16 protein-coding genes and 1 pseudogene are annotated in these 16,457 nt (G+C 47.6%); 9 read left to right on the top strand and 8 right to left on the bottom strand.

All coding sequences use genetic code 11. The features are described 5' to 3' along the window. Positions 1 to 312 precede the first annotated feature (312 nt). A complete protein-coding gene (ggt, locus tag JWH17_RS05385) occupies positions 313 to 2,142 on the top strand; it encodes a gamma-glutamyltransferase (RefSeq protein ID WP_205221557.1) in 1,830 nt (609 codons plus the stop codon). A 231-nt stretch (positions 2,143 to 2,373) separates the two neighbouring features. Here ggt and JWH17_RS05380 read toward each other — a convergent pair. Next, a pseudogene (locus JWH17_RS05380) lies at positions 2,374 to 2,640 on the bottom strand (HD-GYP domain-containing protein); the annotation flags it as partial. Between the two features lie 192 nt (positions 2,641 to 2,832). Between JWH17_RS05380 and JWH17_RS05375 the strand changes: the two are divergent. The 4 genes from JWH17_RS05375 to phnX all read left to right on the top strand — a co-directional run bounded on the left by JWH17_RS05375 (position 2,833) and on the right by phnX (position 6,441). Then, positions 2,833 to 3,087: a hypothetical protein gene (locus JWH17_RS05375; RefSeq protein WP_205221556.1), complete on the top strand. Its 255-nt coding sequence runs from the start codon at positions 2,833 to 2,835 to the stop codon at positions 3,085 to 3,087. 176 nt (positions 3,088 to 3,263) lie between these two features. Continuing rightward, a complete protein-coding gene (locus JWH17_RS05370; protein WP_205221555.1) occupies positions 3,264 to 3,938 on the top strand; it encodes a spermidine synthase in 675 nt (224 codons plus the stop codon). Positions 3,939 to 4,011: 73 nt separating this feature from the next. Continuing rightward, positions 4,012 to 5,589, top strand: a complete 1,578-nt coding sequence (locus JWH17_RS05365; protein ID WP_205221554.1) for an NAD(P)/FAD-dependent oxidoreductase — start codon at positions 4,012 to 4,014, stop codon at positions 5,587 to 5,589. Between the two features lie 21 nt (positions 5,590 to 5,610). Further along, positions 5,611 to 6,441, top strand: a complete 831-nt coding sequence (gene phnX, locus JWH17_RS05360; protein ID WP_205221553.1) for a phosphonoacetaldehyde hydrolase — start codon at positions 5,611 to 5,613, stop codon at positions 6,439 to 6,441. 153 nt (positions 6,442 to 6,594) lie between these two features. On the opposite strand, the gene JWH17_RS05355 is transcribed toward phnX, so the two are convergent. The 6 genes from JWH17_RS05355 to JWH17_RS05330 form a co-directional block, all read right to left on the bottom strand. Beyond that, on the bottom strand, positions 6,595 to 7,614 hold the full coding sequence (locus JWH17_RS05355) for an ABC transporter ATP-binding protein (RefSeq protein ID WP_205221552.1): 1,020 nt from the start codon (positions 7,612 to 7,614) through the stop codon (positions 6,595 to 6,597). Then, positions 7,614 to 8,405, bottom strand: a complete 792-nt coding sequence (locus tag JWH17_RS23650; RefSeq protein WP_205221551.1) for an ABC transporter permease — start codon at positions 8,403 to 8,405, stop codon at positions 7,614 to 7,616. The genes JWH17_RS05355 and JWH17_RS23650 overlap by 1 nt, the downstream gene beginning before the upstream one ends. After that, positions 8,402 to 9,313 carry an ABC transporter permease gene (locus JWH17_RS05345; RefSeq protein WP_205221550.1) on the bottom strand — a complete coding sequence of 304 codons (912 nt, stop codon included), beginning with the start codon at positions 9,311 to 9,313 and terminating at the stop codon, positions 8,402 to 8,404. Before JWH17_RS05345 ends, JWH17_RS23650 begins: the two co-directional genes overlap by 4 nt. Then, on the bottom strand, positions 9,313 to 10,542 hold the full coding sequence (locus JWH17_RS05340) for an ABC transporter substrate-binding protein (RefSeq protein ID WP_205221549.1): 1,230 nt from the start codon (positions 10,540 to 10,542) through the stop codon (positions 9,313 to 9,315). The genes JWH17_RS05345 and JWH17_RS05340 overlap by 1 nt, the downstream gene beginning before the upstream one ends. 166 nt (positions 10,543 to 10,708) lie before the next feature. After that, entirely contained in the window at positions 10,709 to 10,951 is a 243-nt protein-coding gene (locus JWH17_RS05335) for a hypothetical protein (protein ID WP_205221548.1), read from the bottom strand. A 122-nt stretch (positions 10,952 to 11,073) separates the two neighbouring features. After that, entirely contained in the window at positions 11,074 to 11,244 is a 171-nt protein-coding gene (locus JWH17_RS05330; RefSeq protein WP_232370922.1) for a hypothetical protein, read from the bottom strand. A gap of 428 nt (positions 11,245 to 11,672) precedes the next feature. On the opposite strand from JWH17_RS05330, the gene JWH17_RS05325 reads away from it, so the two are divergent. From JWH17_RS05325 to panB, 3 genes are all read left to right on the top strand, one after another. After that, positions 11,673 to 12,689 (top strand): type I glyceraldehyde-3-phosphate dehydrogenase, encoded by a 1,017-nt coding sequence (locus JWH17_RS05325; protein ID WP_205221547.1) that lies wholly within the window; start codon positions 11,673 to 11,675, stop codon positions 12,687 to 12,689. A gap of 68 nt (positions 12,690 to 12,757) precedes the next feature. Beyond that, positions 12,758 to 13,702 (top strand): ketopantoate reductase family protein, encoded by a 945-nt coding sequence (locus tag JWH17_RS05320; RefSeq protein ID WP_205221546.1) that lies wholly within the window; start codon positions 12,758 to 12,760, stop codon positions 13,700 to 13,702. 1 nt (position 13,703) lies between these two features. Beyond that, positions 13,704 to 14,540 carry a 3-methyl-2-oxobutanoate hydroxymethyltransferase gene (gene panB, locus JWH17_RS05315; RefSeq protein WP_205221545.1) on the top strand — a complete coding sequence of 279 codons (837 nt, stop codon included), beginning with the start codon at positions 13,704 to 13,706 and terminating at the stop codon, positions 14,538 to 14,540. A gap of 230 nt (positions 14,541 to 14,770) precedes the next feature. Here the strand turns inward: panB and JWH17_RS05310 are convergent, their stop codons facing one another. Next, positions 14,771 to 15,277, bottom strand: coding sequence for an RcnB family protein (locus JWH17_RS05310; RefSeq protein WP_205221544.1), 507 nt, complete (start codon positions 15,275 to 15,277; stop codon positions 14,771 to 14,773). Positions 15,278 to 15,583: 306 nt separating this feature from the next. Between JWH17_RS05310 and JWH17_RS05305 the strand changes: the two genes are divergently transcribed. After that, positions 15,584 to 16,381: a hypothetical protein gene (locus JWH17_RS05305; RefSeq protein ID WP_205221543.1), complete on the top strand. Its 798-nt coding sequence runs from the start codon at positions 15,584 to 15,586 to the stop codon at positions 16,379 to 16,381. Positions 16,382 to 16,457 lie beyond the last annotated feature (76 nt).

Genomic DNA, 16,457 nt, shown 5'->3' with positions numbered 1-16,457 from the left:
GCCTGACTCGCTTATCCCCGATTTGAGCCCTTTTTCGGGGGCCGATCCTTTTTCATATAAAAAACAATATGACCTAAATCCTGCAACTGCCAAGTTTGCCGAAGGTGCGAGGCTGCGTACACGCAGACGTACTGTAGTACTTCAAGTGTTCGCAAACAAAGCAGATTCGGTAAAATCGACATGCAAGATTTAGGTATGACCTTGTTTAATCGATGCTACCCATCAGGCAAAGCAGGATAGTATCACAATTAACGCTCATGAACCCCTTTTAATCAACACATTTTGCAGCATTCAACCAATGGAGGCGGACATATGTTTATGCGGAAAATGATGGTTGTAGTTGGATTAATAGGTTTTTTAACGGTACCTGTATTTGCGGTAGAAGAGGCAGAACTCCCTGTAGCCGTTTACAAATCAAAGGAAATGATTGTAACCGCCAATCCTTTGGCAACTGCTGCCGGTGAGGAGATACTGAAAAAAGGCGGTACCGCTGCCGATGCCATGATCGTTGCGCAAACAGTTTTAGGACTGGTAGAGTCGCAGTCAAGTGGAATTGGCGGGGGGGCATTTGTTGTGTACTATGATGCAAAATCGAAAAAGCTCACCACGTTTGATGCAAGGGAAAAAGCCCCGTTGGCGGCTACGGAGAAGCGTTTCTACGATGCGGATGGAAACAAACTCAGCTGGTATACGGCATGGCAAAGTGGTCTTTCCATTGGGGTGCCAGGTGTACCAAAACTCATGGAAACCATGCATGCGAAGTATGGCAGGTTGCCCTGGCCGAGCCTCTTTCATCCTGCACAACAGTTGGCCGGCAAAGGATTTAAGTTAACAAAGCGGACCAGCTCTCAAGTTGAAGAGCTCTTGCAGAAAAACACATCTTGCCTTGATAAGGATAGAATCTATTTCCGTGATCCCGCAGCCTTTGCTTATTTCGTTAATCCAGATGACTGTACCGCAAAGCCGGCAGGAACAGTAATGCAGAATAAAGAGTACGCCAACACCATGCAGCAACTGGCAAATCATGGCTCCGGCACTTTTTATCATGGGAAAATGGCCTTTGATATTGCCTCCGCTGTGCAGGGCGACTTGCGTATTCCAGGCGATATGACCATGGGAGACCTTGCTCGTTATGAAGTGGTGGAACGTGAACCGGTTTGTATGGACTATCATGGCTACGAAGTTTGCGGGATGGGACCCCCTTCTTCAGGTGGCCTTGCCGTTGGGCAGATGCTGGGTATTCTTAGTAACTTCGATCTTGAAAGATATACAGTACATGAACCGCAAATGGTCCACCTTTTTGCCCAGGCAGGTAGGCTCGCATTTGCAGATAGAAATAAGTACGTTGGCGATAGCGACTATGTAACCGTACCCATTGAAGGAATGCTTGATGAAGAATATTTGCGAGCACGCTCGTTACTCATACAATCGACTGACATGGGCAGTGCGGATCCCGGAACGCCTCCTGGATCCTTTGACCCATATGGAGCAGATCCTACCATTAAGGATAGTGGCACCAGCCACATCTCCATTGTGGATCGTTACGGTAACGCTCTGTCTATGACTACCTCTGTTGAAAGTTCGTTTGGCAGCGGGGTCATGGTAAGAGGTTTTCTGTTGAATAATCAGCTGACGGATTTTTCTTTTGCCCCAGAGGATGAAGAGGGCGTTCCCATTGCTAACCGTGTGCAACCTGGGAAAAGACCAAGAAGCTCAATGTCGCCGACCATTGTGTTGAATAGAGATGGCAAAGTAGAGCTCGTAACCGGTTCCCCGGGTGGCTCCCGTATCATAGGTTATACCGCGCAGTCCATCATCAATGTGCTTGATTTCGGGATGGATCCACAACAAGCGATCAATGTACCGCATTACACCAACCGAAACTCTTCGTATACCCAGATTGAGGAACCAATTGGAAGCGTAACTGTGGGGTATGATGCGGAGGCTTTGGCTAGAGAGCTTAGGAAGGATTTTTCCTATGACGATGTCAGGGTAGATACGTTGACAAGTGGTTTGTCGATCATTCAACGCAAAGAATTTCAATGGGTAAAGAGCAGCAGCAAACAGCCGTCTTGGAACATAACAACACTGCTTATTGGCGGTGCTGATAAACGACGGGATGGGACCGTCGGAGGACGGTAAAAGTATTGTTTATTTGTATAAAAAAATCCCCCTTTCCGGTTTTCTCTTTTGATCAGGAAAGGGGGATTTTTTGCATGCAGTAGGGGAGCTTGTAAACAGGTTGGATCCGTGAGCCAAAAATGAGCAGCGTCCAAAATAATATCTGATTACCCATGAAAAACAGTCATTTTTTTGGGCATGATGAAAAACTTCATATTGCTCTTTTCAATGCAACCGCTTGATTCTCACTTATCAGTCACTGTATTCAGTAGCGATATCCGAAAAAGCTGCTTCCAGATTGGTGAATGCATCAACTATAACCGGATCAAAATGGCTGCCGCTGGCGTCGAGAATATAGGCTGCCGATTCAGCGTGTGTCATGCTCCCTTTGTGCACACGTTTAGAAATCAGGGCGTCATATACGTCGGCAACAGCCATCAATCTGCCAGGCAGAGGGATCTTCTCTCCGGCTAAGCCGTATGGGTATCCGGAACCATCCCACTTCTCATGATGGTTGACGTGCGAAAAATTTGTTGAATATTGTTTTTATTCTGATTTTACAATGTGACCCTCGAACGGCAAAGAGAAATATAGCTTTTTTTTACATTATACTTATGACTATAAACCTCTTAATTTCTTTGCATTCCATTTTTTGAGCATACTGCATGCTACAGCTCCATAAACCCATGGCTGTTCTAGTCGCTTAGAGCGATGGCCATTTTGGCATCACGAAAGGTGGTTGGAATAAATTTTCGAATATCAGGTTTGCCACCGCAAAGGCCTATAGGTGGTCATGGTGTAAACTGGTTCTATAAAGCTTGCAACGCGGCAGTAACCTTTGCAAAAAGGCTTTCTTTTATTTTCGAAGAAAAGGATATAAACAGCATGGAGCTTTATATTATGGAGTTTTATATCGATTTCGAAAAAGTGGAGTTATGCTTGAAAGTAGGTTTGAGAGAGCAATGAAAAAATAAATAGCCTACCTTGTCGGGATGAATCGAGCTGGAAGCAATCTCGGTAAACGGTGGATGCCTTTTGAGTCTGGCATTCGTAGAGTAAGGGCCCATAGATATGAGAGATGTGAGAATGCTGGAAAACGTTAGGATAAGAACCTGTTGGCCAGGTTCGTTGGAGTGTAGAGCGTGATTCGCTGGGAAGAAATCGATCGGGCGGACGTTCCGGGAGGTGAGGGAGAAGTTATTCTGCGCAAGCGTGGCACAGAATTTTCGATCCGCACCGATACCACCGAACTTATGAACAGTCGCCTCCATGGGTCTGAAGATGCATTGGCTGAACTGACGTGTAACCGCATTGCGCGAAAAAAACAGCACCGTATTCTGATCGGTGGCCTTGGCATGGGGTATACTTTGGCAGCGGCGCTCCAGTATTCAGAGGCTGATTCTCTTGTTACCGTAGTGGAATTGATTCCGGCTGTGGTCAGGTGGAACCGGGAACATTTGGGGCACTTGGCCGGAAACCCCTTGGATGATGGTCGAGTCTCAGTTTTGGAAGAAGATGTGGCGGCAATTATCAGCAGCAAAAAATCCACCTGGGACGCCATACTGCTTGATGTTGATAACGGTCCTGATGGACTTACCCGGCAGGCCAATGATCGAATCTATGGTATGGGTGGTTTGCAGAAAGCATTCAGAGCCCTTCGTCCAGGCGGGATTTTATCCATATGGTCTTCTGGGGCAGACGAACACTTCACCCGTCGCCTCAACCAGTGTCAATTCCAGACGGAAACCGTCGCAGTGCGGGCTCGGAAGTCAGGGAAAGGCAGCAGGCATACAATCTGGCTTGCGGCCAAATGCTGAGCAAGCATTGAAGAGAAGAGCGACGGCGCAAATCTCAGTTTTTACAGTGAAGAACGTATACAGGGAGTAATTTTTGGATCTCATAGTCAATAATATTTTTATTCCCATTGAAATAGATGCAATGGGCGAATATCTCAACGCTGCATCCAAAGAGTTGCAAATCGATCCAGGTCGTCTCACGGTTGTTAAAATTTTGAGTAAATCCCTCGAAATTAAGAATACAGAACAGTTTTATTATAAGATTACGCTGGTTGTGAGTGTCCCTGCAGACTTTGCAAACAAACAAAAATTTCCTGAGTACACGAAAGGCGTAGAAGCAGAGAGAAACACACCCATCCTTAAGGATAGACCTCTTATCGTTGGTTTTGGGCCTGCCGGGATGTTTGCCGCTCTTGAATTTATTGCACATGGGATTCAACCAATAATATTTGAGCGGGGGAAAAAAATAGAAGAACGCTCCGTTGACGTGCAAAGGTTTATCAGGGAAAGAGAGATCAACACCGAGTCAAACATTCAGTTTGGGGAAGGCGGTGCCGGCTCATATTCGGACGGAAAGCTCTTTTCCCGGAGAAATAATAATACGAGTTATATCAACAGGGTACTACGAACCTTTGTCAAGTTTGGTGCACCAGAGGAGATTGAGTATATCAGTAAACCCCATTTGGGCACTGATGTGTTGTGTAAGATCGTGCGAAATATCAGGCGCTATATCCAGGATAGAGGCGGTGAGATACACTATAGCGCAAAAATGACGGACCTCCTTATCTCGGAAGGTGTGGCAAACGGGGTACGGATAAATGATACGAAAGACTATCTTTCTTCAACCATCTATATCGCTCTTGGACATTCAGCGCGCGATACATACAAGATGCTGCATGCGCGTAACGTTGCTCTTGAGCAGAAACCTATTTCTGTCGGGGTGCGGATAGAGCATCCTGTTGAAACAATCAATCTCATGCGATACGGGAATAAATACAAGGACAATAAAAAAATAGGGGCAGCCACCTATTCTCTAAACTATACCAATCGAACAATCCGTAGAGGAGTATATACCTTCTGCATGTGCCCTGGAGGTGAGGTCGTCAATGCCTCATCCAGTAGTGGCATGATAGTCGTCAACGGAATGAGTTATTCACAGCGGTCATCACCATTTTCCAATGCGGCGTTGGTAGTCGGTTGTCATACCGACGATTACCCGTCAACCAATCCTTTGGCAGGGTTGGAGTTTCAACAGGAAATCGAGCAAAACGCTTTTAGAGCAGGTGGGGAGATGTGGAAATCACCGGCGCAGAATTTGATGGATTTTTTAGGCGAGTCCCGTTCTGCCGGTTTACAGGAAACTTCTTTTAAAATGGGAGTTGTGGCTGCTGATATGCGAGAAATTGTTCCGGCATTCGTGGCCGACCAATTGGTGGCAGCATTCACGAAATGGAAACAAGAGGTTCCCTTGTTTGTATCCGATCAGGCCATATTAATTGGTGCGGAAACCCGCACTTCCTCTCCTGTTCGCATTACGCGCAACAAAAAGTATGAATCGGAAAATGTAAAAAACCTCTACCCGATCGGTGAAGGGGCAGGCTATACGGGCGGTATTACCAGTTCGGCAGCTGATGCTATCAAGGCTGTTGAAAAGTATGTGGCAAGCCTCTGAGAATCAACAACAGGAGAAGAGATGGAGTTTCAGTATACGCGTTCATATATCGGTAACGTTAAGCTGGTCGTTTTTGACTGGGCGGGAACCGTGGTGGATTACGGCTGTCAGGCCCCGATTCGTGCCTTTGTCCAAGGATTTAAGGATATGGGTGTTGCCGTGAGCATGGAATCCGCCCGGGGGCCCATGGGGATGGAGAAGTGGGCCCATATAAAGGCGGTTACCGAACTTGATGAGGTAAAACAAGCGTGGCGCAACGTGCATAAAAGAGAGGTAACTGACGCAGATATCGATGCCATGTTCGAAAATTTTTCCAAACTGCTGCTCGATTCCATTGCTGCAAAGAGCACGTTGCTGCCTGGTGTGGTCAACTCCATCGAGGCATTGCGCAGTGAAGGCATCAAGATAGCCGGCTCGACCGGTTATTTTACTGAGGCTGCCGATATAGTTGCGGAATGCGCGGCAAAGGAGGGCTACTGTCCCGATTTCACTACCTGTGCTTCCAATGTACCGGCGGGCCGTCCAGCTCCCTGGATGATTTACCAGGCCATGCAGGAACTTGGCGTCTATCCGGTTGAAGCTGTGGTTAATGTAGGGGACACTCCGGTTGATATGGAAACAGCGCTCAATGCCGGGGTTTGGTCCGTTGGTGTAGCCGCTACCGGCAACCAGATGGGACTCACCGAAGAGGAGGTTGAGGCCCTTGATCCGAAGGCGTATGCAATGCGTCTGGCTAAGGCCCGTGAAAGCCTCTTTAAGGCGGGAGCCCATTTTGTCATAAACACCATGGAAGAATTGCCCGAGGTTATCGATATGATCAACGAAAACCTTGTCCAAGGCTGCAAACCCTAACCCGAAATTCTCATTTGAAGAGAAATCCGAGCTGATTTCACCAAAGGTCATTGCAGCCGGCATGATTTTCTTCAGTCGGTTGGCAATAAATATAGGCAACTAACGGATGCGTCGTTTATCCGCAATTGTCGCTTACCTTGGAGGGCGTTGCGCTTATGCAATAATATGCACTGCCGAGGACGGAATGGAAAGGTATACCTGCTCACCTCTGCTGTATTGATTGCTGCTGGAGAAAACCGTGAGCTCACAGGATGATGTCTCAATTGCCAGCCGGGTGTAGACTCCCTCAAAACTGATCGATGTGACTGTGCCCTTTACGGCATCAGGACAACCGTCCGGAGCAAGGTTGATTTGTTCCGGGCGGATGATGGCCGTACACTGGTCGTGGTTTGCAGAAATGACCGGAACGTGTATCTCGCAGGATGAAAATATATTGTCTTGGATTGTTCCTTTCAGCAGGTTGGGGCAGCCGAAAAAGGAAGCGACCTCGGTATCCTGTGGCTGATAAAACAGCTCATGGGGCGTGCCGAGCTGGCGGAGCCTTCCCTGAAGTAAGAGTGCTATCCTATCACTGAGCATGAGCGCTTCACTCTGGTCATGGGTAACAAACAAGGTGGTAATTCCGGTTTGTTGGCGGATGTGTTGGATTAACTCTCGCATCTGGTGGCGAAGATCGGCATCCAGGTTTGAAAGAGGCTCGTCCAGAAGCAGGATCGACGGCCGCAGGACCAACCCCCTGGCAAGAGCAACACGCTGCTGCTGCCCTCCGGAAAGTTGATGCACTTTTCGCCGTTCCAGACCTTTAAGTCCTGTAAGCTCTACCATCTCTGCAATCTGCATTGCACTCTGTTTGCTGCGTATGCCCTGCATACGAAGGCCAAATCCTATGTTGTCGTGCACATTGAGAAAAGGAAACAGGAGTGGTTTTTGAAAAACCAGCACCACATCCCTTTTTTCAGCTGCAATCCTGTTTACCTCCAGGCCGTTGATCAGGATGTGGCCTCCGAGGGGCGGAAGGAGACCGGCAATTGTTTTTAAAATAGTGGTTTTGCCTTCGCCGCTGGGACCAAGAATGGCAACCATCTCTCCTTCTTGTACCGCCAGGGACAGTTCTTTGATAACCGGCCGGCCTCTATATCCTGCTGATATGTTATCAAGGATAAGTTGTTCCATCAACGAACTCCCGTCATCCCCTGTCTACCCAAAAAGTGAGCATTGACCAAGAGGGCGAACAGAGCCGGAAGGACAAAGACCAGGCTCACCGCAGCCGCAACCGGTCGGTCCCCGCTATCCATGAGCGCAAAGAGCAGGATGGGCAGGGTCAACAGACGGCCGCCGCCGATAATCAGTGTGGAAAGGTACTGCGACCAGCTAAGGAGGAAGGAAAACAGGGCGGCAATACATATTCCCGGCAAAATCATGGGCAGGGTAACGTTGACCAGAACCTGTATCGGGGAGGCTCCCAGTGAGCGCGCTTGATGCTCAAAGTCTGGATCATAATCAGTGAATACGCCCCAGAGGACAAAAATCGTATAAGGCAGACAAAAGGTCAGGTGCGCCATTACCACCCCGGCAAAGGTCTCGGCCAGGCCGAGTCGGATGAACCAGAGATGGTAGCCCATGGACACACAAAGGGGGGGAACAATGATCGGCAGCAGCAGAAATAAACCGATCGCTTTTTTGCCGGGAAAGCAGTAGAGGCCCAGGGCTCTTGCTGCAGGGAGTGCGACTGTCAAAGAACAGCAGGTGGTGACCAGAGCCAGCGAAGTGCTTTGCACTAATCCTTCAGTTATCTGTTGTCCTGCGGTTGAAAGTATATACTGCCAGCTTCGGAGCCCAAACTGTTGAGGCAGCAGTGCCGGATAAAACCATTGGTTGCTTACCGACCACAGCAAAAGCGGCAGGAACGGGAGCAGGACTGCCGCTATAATACTCAGTCCGAGGAGAAAGGAACGTTTATTCACCCTGGATACTCTCTCTGTCTGCGTGCAATTTGCATCAACCCCTGGGAAAGCAGGAGCGAACAGATAACAATCGCGGCAATGATCAGGCCGATGGCAATGCCTTCCGGGCGGGCCATCAGGTCAATATCCGCGTAGTTTTTATACGCCCAGACCGGCAAAACCATTGGATAGGTTCTGCCCAGCAGGTAAGGCACTTCAAAGGCGCCAAAGGTAAAGGCAAACACAATGAATCCGGCCGCTCCAAGGCTTGGAGCGATCAACGGCAGGGTGATGTGGTAAAATCGCTGCCATGCATTTGCTCTGAGTGTGCGGCCCGCATCATCCAGTTCAGGACCGCTGTTTTTTAAGACCGCCAGGATCATGAAGGTAATAAAGGGAATTTCCTTCCAGATATAGGTCAACAAAATGCCAATCGCATAGGTATCGTTTATGAGCAGGGGAAAGGAGGCTGCTCCTGCAGTCATACCCAAAAAAGAGCATAGGCGGGAGAGGATACCGGTTGGCGCGAGGAGAAAAAGAAGTGATATGGCAATCACCAGGTGAGGAACGGTGAGCGGAATCTGAAGAAAGAAATGCAGTATCCGGTTTGCAGCTGCACAACGAACCAGTGATATGGCCAGAGCAACACTGGCAAGCACTGCAACCAGGGTGGAAACGGTTGCAATGTACATGGTCATGGCAAAACTTGTGGCAAAGTCGGGATCAGTCAGCACCGCGATGAAATGGGCAAAGGTGAAAATGCTTTTTTCTGTGAACGGCTGACTGCCAAGAGCCTGCAGGCTGCCGAGCAGTAACCCGCCGCCAAAGAGCAGCAGAATGATCAGGAGCGCCGGAGCAAGCAGGAGCAGTAAATGCGCTGTTTCAATGGTGCGGGTTCGTGCTGCATCTTCAGTAACAGGGGCAAACATCAGCGCCCTTTGAGAACATGCTGCTCCCAGCCCTTTTCAAGCTGGATAAGGATCTCGCTCGGCGGTTCCGGCAGCTGATGTGCTTGTAGCTCCTGGTTGGAAAGTGTTGCCGGGCCACGCGGCAGGTCAATAAACTGCTGCTGCTGTTGCCTGGGCAGGCGGGTAATGTCCAGGGCTGGGAAATCGCCCCATACATCTGGTTTAGCCTTTTCCATCTGTGCCTCGGCAGAGAGCAGAAAATTTGCCGTAACCATTGCTGCAGCTGTATCTGCTGCATTGTATGGAATGGCGACAAAATGGGTATTGGCAATGGTTCCCTGGTCAAACACAAAAGACCTGACTGTTGGTGGGAAAAGACCGTCCTGGATATTGCGTGACGCCTCTGCCTGGTGGTAGGAGAAGGAAAAATCAATTTCTCCATCGGCAAAAAGGGTGTTCATTCTGACTGGTGATTCGGGGTAGGTCGTCCCCTGCCGCCATAACGCCGGTTTCAGTTCGGTGAGCAGGCGATAGGTGGCACTGGCTGCCTTTTCAAATTGTTTTTGGGTGTATTCGCCTTGCCAGAGATTAACGTCCTCGGAATAGTGATAAAAAACGTGGCGTACAAAAACCGAGCCGGTAAAATCCGGGGGCGCTGGATAGGCGAATTTCCCTGGATGCTGCCGTATCCAGTCGATCAGCTGCGCCATGGACCCCGGAGGTTCTGGGGTTCTGGCGGTATCATAGATCATTACCATCTGTGCGCTGCCCCAGGGAGATTCCATCCCTTCTACCGGAGTACCGAAATCATTATAAACAGACGGCTTGCTCCAATCTACAAAACGCTGATTGGGCAGTTTGTCGGCAAAGGGACCAAAGAGCAGGTCGTGACGTTTGCAAGTGCGAAAGTTTTCTCCGTTGATCCACATCAAGTCTACATTGCCGCCTGATGTTTTGCCGGCCTGTTTTTCAATCACCAGTTTGCTGACCACCTCGGCAATGTCTTTGACCGGTACCTGGCGGAGGGTGATGTTATATTTTTCCTTTAACCGGGCAGCAACATAGGTATTCACATAGGTGTTTACTGCAGGGAAACCGCCCCACATATACCAGTCAACGGTTTGTCCGTCCGCTGCCTGGACAATTTCATCCCAGGATGCCTTGTGCAGGTCAATTGCTTGAGTTTTGTCCACCTGGCAGGTGAGAGAAATAACTAACAGTAATAAAACGAGCTGCAATGTTTTTTTCATATGCTTTCCATTCGTATGCAGGCTTGATTTAATTGATAAGGTTCGCGAGTAGCATTTTTCGTCGTTAAAGGTGGTGAGGCAAAAATATACTCGAACCGGCACTTCATAAAAATAAATAAATCAAGAGGCTGTCCCTTTTTTCGTGGGAAGCTTGAGGGAGAAGGATTTAAAAGACGATATGGCTGGTTAAAATTCGGGGTGCGTCAAGAGGGATGATTTCCGGCTCTATACGTTGCAAATCATCCATGTTCCAGAGACCGTCTTGGGCGAGTAACTGGTAGGCTTCCTCTTTAGACGTGGCAATAACTGCCACCTCCGCTGAAGTATACCTGTCATTGTAAATTTGTGGTTCATCGATCATGGACCAGCTGGAGAATTGGTTGCTGTGGCGCCAGAGATAAATGTGCATAGATTCTGTCCAAGCTCTGAGGTGGATAGTGGAGAAGCAATCACAAACGCCAATATACCAATTTTATAGAATTTAGCACATTGCAAATACAGCAGCCGGCTGAGTTAAGCCTGCAGATGATGCTACTTACCAAGCGGCAGGCCATATGTTGTTTGACCCAGGAGGTGGATGGAGTCTTTACCGAATAATGAAAGGAAACTGTCGTCTGCCATGTTGCATTTAAAACCGCGACAGGCTCTTGGCCGATAATGATAGATAGTGGAATAGTCTTTATCCAATCTGTTTGTACGCATCTGGTGTACTGTTGAACAGTTATAGTTTTACGAAATGGGCAATTTCGTGATTTTGGATGTAGAGTTATCCATATTTCAATCTCTCAGCTGGTCAAAAGAAAGAGGCTAGAGTGATCAGAGGTAAGCTGTGTGCAACCATGAAAATGGTTGCCGCTTAAATGGCCCTGTGTCTCTTGGTGGGAATTTTAAAATTTCTTCATGGAAATGTATGCTTCAGGGCAGAATGGCGACCGAATTTTTGATCAAAGAAATAGCAAATTGTACAGATTAGTCCTTTAAAAGAGAAAAAAGTGTCATTATGGGGTAACAAGATTGCCGTTTCTTTTGTATATGAGCTGTATCAGCCCTTGTAATGATGGATTTTGCAAGGTGCGATATAGGGGCTGGAAGCTGGGTCAGTAATTAGAAGTTGCAGGAAGAAGACATACATGAGTATTCGCATTGCTATTAATGGATATGGAAGAATAGGGCGTTGCATTTTGCGGGCGCTTTATGAATCAGGGAAACGGGAAAAACTGCAGATTGTTGCCATTAACGAACTGGCAAGCCTGGCGTCCATAACCCATTTGACACAGTTTGATTCAACCCACGGTAAATTCGGTGGTACTGTTTCCTGCGACGGGACCAATCTGGTGGTAAACAAGGATGTCATAAAGATCACCTGCGAAAAGGATATCTCCCGTTTGCCCTGGAAAGATTGTGAGGTAGATGTAGTTCTGGAATGCAGTGGCTGGTATAGTGACCGCACAGCAGCAGAGCAACACCTGCAAAGCGGGGCCGGCAAGGTTCTGTTTTCCTGCCCTGCCCAAAGTGATGTGGATGCGACCATTGTCTATGGCCTCAACCATGAACTGCTTACAGCCGAAAGTAGGATCGTCTCCAATGCGTCGTGTACAACCAATTGCATTAGCCATGTCATACATCTTCTCGATCAACTCTGTTCCATCGAGAGCGGAGTGATCACCACCACTCATTCGATGATGAATGACCAGCCGGTGATTGATGCCTACCATAATCCAGATTTACGAAAAAGCAGGAGCTCCGGTAATTCAATTATCCCGGTTGACACCGGGTTGGCAAAAGGCATAGACCGCTTGTTTCCGCATCTACAAAATCGGTTTAAAGCGGTTTCTCTGCGAGTGCCGACCATGAATGTCTCTTTAATGCAGCTGACGGCGGCTGTAAGAGAGCAGGCAAGTGTAGAGGCTATAAATGCGGTGTTTAAACAGGCTGCCGATGGAGAGTTGAATCAGGTGCTGGGGTATACGGATTTACCACTGGTATCGTGCGACTTTAATCATGATCCACACTCAGCTGTATTGGACAGTAACCAGACCAGTACCAGTGGCGATACCCTGGTTAACCTCATGGCCTGGTTTGATAATGAGTGGGGGTATGCCAATCGAATGCTGGATACGGTCTTGGTCATGATGCACTGTAAATGATGCTCTATTGTAGCAGTTGATTAAGGCGTGGAACTCGAGAACTACACGATTTTTGAAGGAGAGAGCATATGCGGGTAATTATCTTTGGTGCCGGGGCCATGGGGTGTTTGTTTGGTGCATGGCTGTCGCGTGTGGCGGAGGTCGTGTTGTATGACATTCAATCGGAAACGGTGGAGAGTATCAGCAACAATGGGGTGGTTGTTACTGGTATAGACGGAACTGTGGACAAGGCGAAAGTTGAGGTAATCAATCGGGTAGAACAGTTTCAGGGCAAGGCAGACCTGGCGGTTGTTTTTACCAAGAGCCATGCTACAAAAAGTGCGGCACAGGCTGCAAGGACCGTTTTGAGTCACGATGGTGTGGTCGTTACCCTGCAAAACGGGGTGGGTAATGTGGAACAGATTGATGCTGTTTTCGGATGTCCAACGGGCGTGGCTGGAATTACTGCCCAGGCAGCCAATACTATCGGCCCAGGACATACCCGTCATGCCGGCATTGGGATGACATGGCTTGCAGGTTCACCCGGACTGAAGAAGGTTGAACAGGTGCAACAGCTTTTTCAGCAAGCCGGCATAGAATGTGGCTTGAGTGAAGATGCTCAGGGGCTGATCTGGGGAAAACTGTTGGTCAATGTGGGGATAAACGCACTGACAGCACTGTTAAGAGTACATAATGGGGTGCTGGCAGAGGTTCCTGCCTGTAAGGATATTATGGAACAGGCCGTGTCCGAAGCGGCTGCAGTTGCCGATGCTCTCGGTATCAGGCTGCCTTACCGTGATCCTATGGAAGCCGTGGTCAGTGTGTGTCGGGATACGGCAGCGAACAAGGCCAGTATGCTCCAGGATGCCTTGCGGCATACTGTCACTGAAATTGATGTAATTAATGGGGCGATTGTTGCTAAAGGAGGAGAGGTCGGGGTGGCAACACCTGTTAATGATCTCCTTACCCGCATGGTTAAGGCGCTGGAAGCAACCTATGAAAGACGTATTGACGAGATAAAACCAGAGGCATGATATGAAAAAGCTGACAATACCGGATATAAAAGCACGCAAAGGTGATGAATCCAAAATAGCCATGCTCACCGCATATGATTATCCCTGGGCAAGGATGATAGACCAGGCTGGGATTGATATTGCCCTGGTCGGTGATTCCCTGGCCATGGTGGTGCTTGGTCATACAGATACAGTTTCGGTTACCATGGAGGAAATGTTGCATCATACACGTGCGGTCGTCCGTGGAACGGAGCGTGCCCTGGTTGTTGCGGATATGCCTTTTGGTTCCTATAACAGTTCTATACCCGGGGCTGTCAAAAATGCGACTCGCTTTTTAAAAGAGGCCGGGGCTGATGCGGTCAAACTCGAAGGTGGGCGTAATGTGGCCGATACCGTGGAAGCTATTGTGGATGGGGGGATCCCGGTTATGGGCCATATTGGCCTCACTCCGCAGACTGCGACCTCGCTCGGCGGATTTAAGGTACAGGGAAAAAGTGCTGAGGCGGCACGCCGTTTAATGGATGATGCTTTGGTCTTGGAGGATGCAGGTTGCTTTTCTCTGGTCCTTGAAGCTATTCCCGCGCCTATTGCCGAGAAAATTACCGCTTCCGTCACCATTCCGACCATCGGTATAGGTGCTGGGGTGGACTGTGACGGACAGGTACTGGTCACCCATGACATGGTCGGTCTGTTTGACGGGTTTACCCCGAAATTTGTGAAGCAATATACCCAAATGCGTGAGTCGATTATAGAAGCCATCGGCCAGTACAGGCATGAAGTGCAAAACAGTACTTTTCCCGAGCAGGTCCATAGTTTTGCCATGCGACCTGAGGAAATGGAAAAACTCAAGGACCTTTAATCCGGACTACCTGGGATTTGATCTGACAGGTTGCATAAGCCGGTCTCGGCTTTGCCTTGCTGCCCATCATGAAAACGGCTCTCTCGGAAATGTACAGAAGCGTGTTATCTATCGAAAAATGTACGAAATTGATCTCTTGGATTGAGCAATGTTAAGTTCAAAGTTCAGGTGCTGAAATTACCTGAACAGGAACAAGGTCATTTTAGAGTGATTTTTATCAGTAACGTTAACTACATGCTGCTTATATCCTGGACTGCATCAACAACCATTCCTGTTCCTACCGCCATTAGCAGGATGTCGTTCGCCACGCGGACATAGCGATTTCCCTTAGGCGGTTTACCGAGCTGTGCAACAAGAGCAGAAGGAAGATCGTAGTAGACGACATCGCTGGGGAGCGGGTGACCCTTTTTCCATTTTTTTGCCTGACCTGGAGGCATGCAACCATTATTCATTTTGGCGAGGCCAGGTGGACAGTGGCCACGGCGATACCCTTCCAGATAATAATTGCGGATGACCTTCTGCTGCTTGTTATTGAAATAGACATTTAAATTGATAACATCACTGTATTTGTCGTGAGAGAAGCTGTTGCTCTTATCTTTTTTGTTATTTTTCGTACTATTCCCTTTATTATTGCCAGCCCATGAAGGCTTATCAGCCTGGGCGGGCAAGGAAAAAGCAAGCAGCAAGGTAGTTACCAGGATAAGGAAAACGCTTGTATTTAAAATATTTTTACTCATAATCAGTGACGATTAAAAATTTGATATTTACACACAGGTTTGCTCACGTATGAGGTTCATTCAATTTCCAATACCCCAGTCTATCAAAACAGGGTTTCAAAATGAAGGGTAAAATATATCAATTATTGCTTTTGTTGAGAATGTTCGGAGATTGTCGGAAGTAATTTGGCATGCGGAAATGCACAGGAATAACCCTAATCGTACTTATTTTGCTCTATTTTAACCTTTCCACTCGATATGATAGTAACTCGATAAAAGATTGAATAAGTTATATAGTGATATCAAATTTGTTTAGTTTCGAGTTCATTGCTGCTTGATGAATACCTCTTCCTTTATCGTAAAGGACAAACAGATGCCAAAGAAAAAAATATGGGGAAAATTAATCTGTTGCTCTTGCTGTTTATGATGTTCAATGTTCAAGCGTTTGCCCAGGAGGAAGTAATCTGGATGCACAACGATTATCCTCCTAACAGATTTTTGTCTGAGCCGTATTTTGGAGAGGGTGATTGTGACAGTGCAATGCTCAGCGCCCAAGAACATCTCTCAGAAGAACGCCATATTTTACGTAATTATTCCTTTGGACGTTTCCTTAAATTACTCAAATCGAAACCTAACTACTGTACCTCCTGTTTACTGAAAACCCCTCAGCGAGAAGAATTTGTATTATTCTCTAAGCCGTTCAATTATTCTGAAAATAATATGCTCATTACACGAGCCTCAGATGCAAAACTATATAGTCCATACCTCGACAGCGATGGCAAAATTGATCTAGAAGCCCTGTTGCAATCAAAAAAAGTTGTCCTGGCAACTAATCACGGAAGAAGTTACGGGGCTTATATCGACAGTATTCTAGTGCCGTTTAGAGATACCGAAGCAATAACGACTATCAGCAGCCACAGTTCTCTGCAATTGATGTTCAGGCGTCTTGTAACAATGCAGCCGTATGATGCCTTATTAGGGTATTCAACCGAACTTATCTGGCATTCTGGTGAATTAAAAATCCCATTGAAAGAATTTGCTATCTATCAAATTAAAGGAATTGATGACTTCGATAGGGTTTCTCGAATAATTACTACAGCAAAACGAGCGCAAATAGTGTTTTAACTATCTGAAATATTGATATTATGTTATAGTTTTCCATCATCTTCTAAACCATTTTTTACTTGATGGAGCCGATATG

Origin of the sequence: Desulfogranum marinum (assembly GCF_016918565.1) — a bacterium.
GTDB lineage: Bacteria > Desulfobacterota > Desulfobulbia > Desulfobulbales > Desulfobulbaceae > Desulfogranum > Desulfogranum marinum.
Note: the sequence above shows the minus strand (reverse complement) of the source record. Positions and strands in the feature narration are given on the sequence as shown.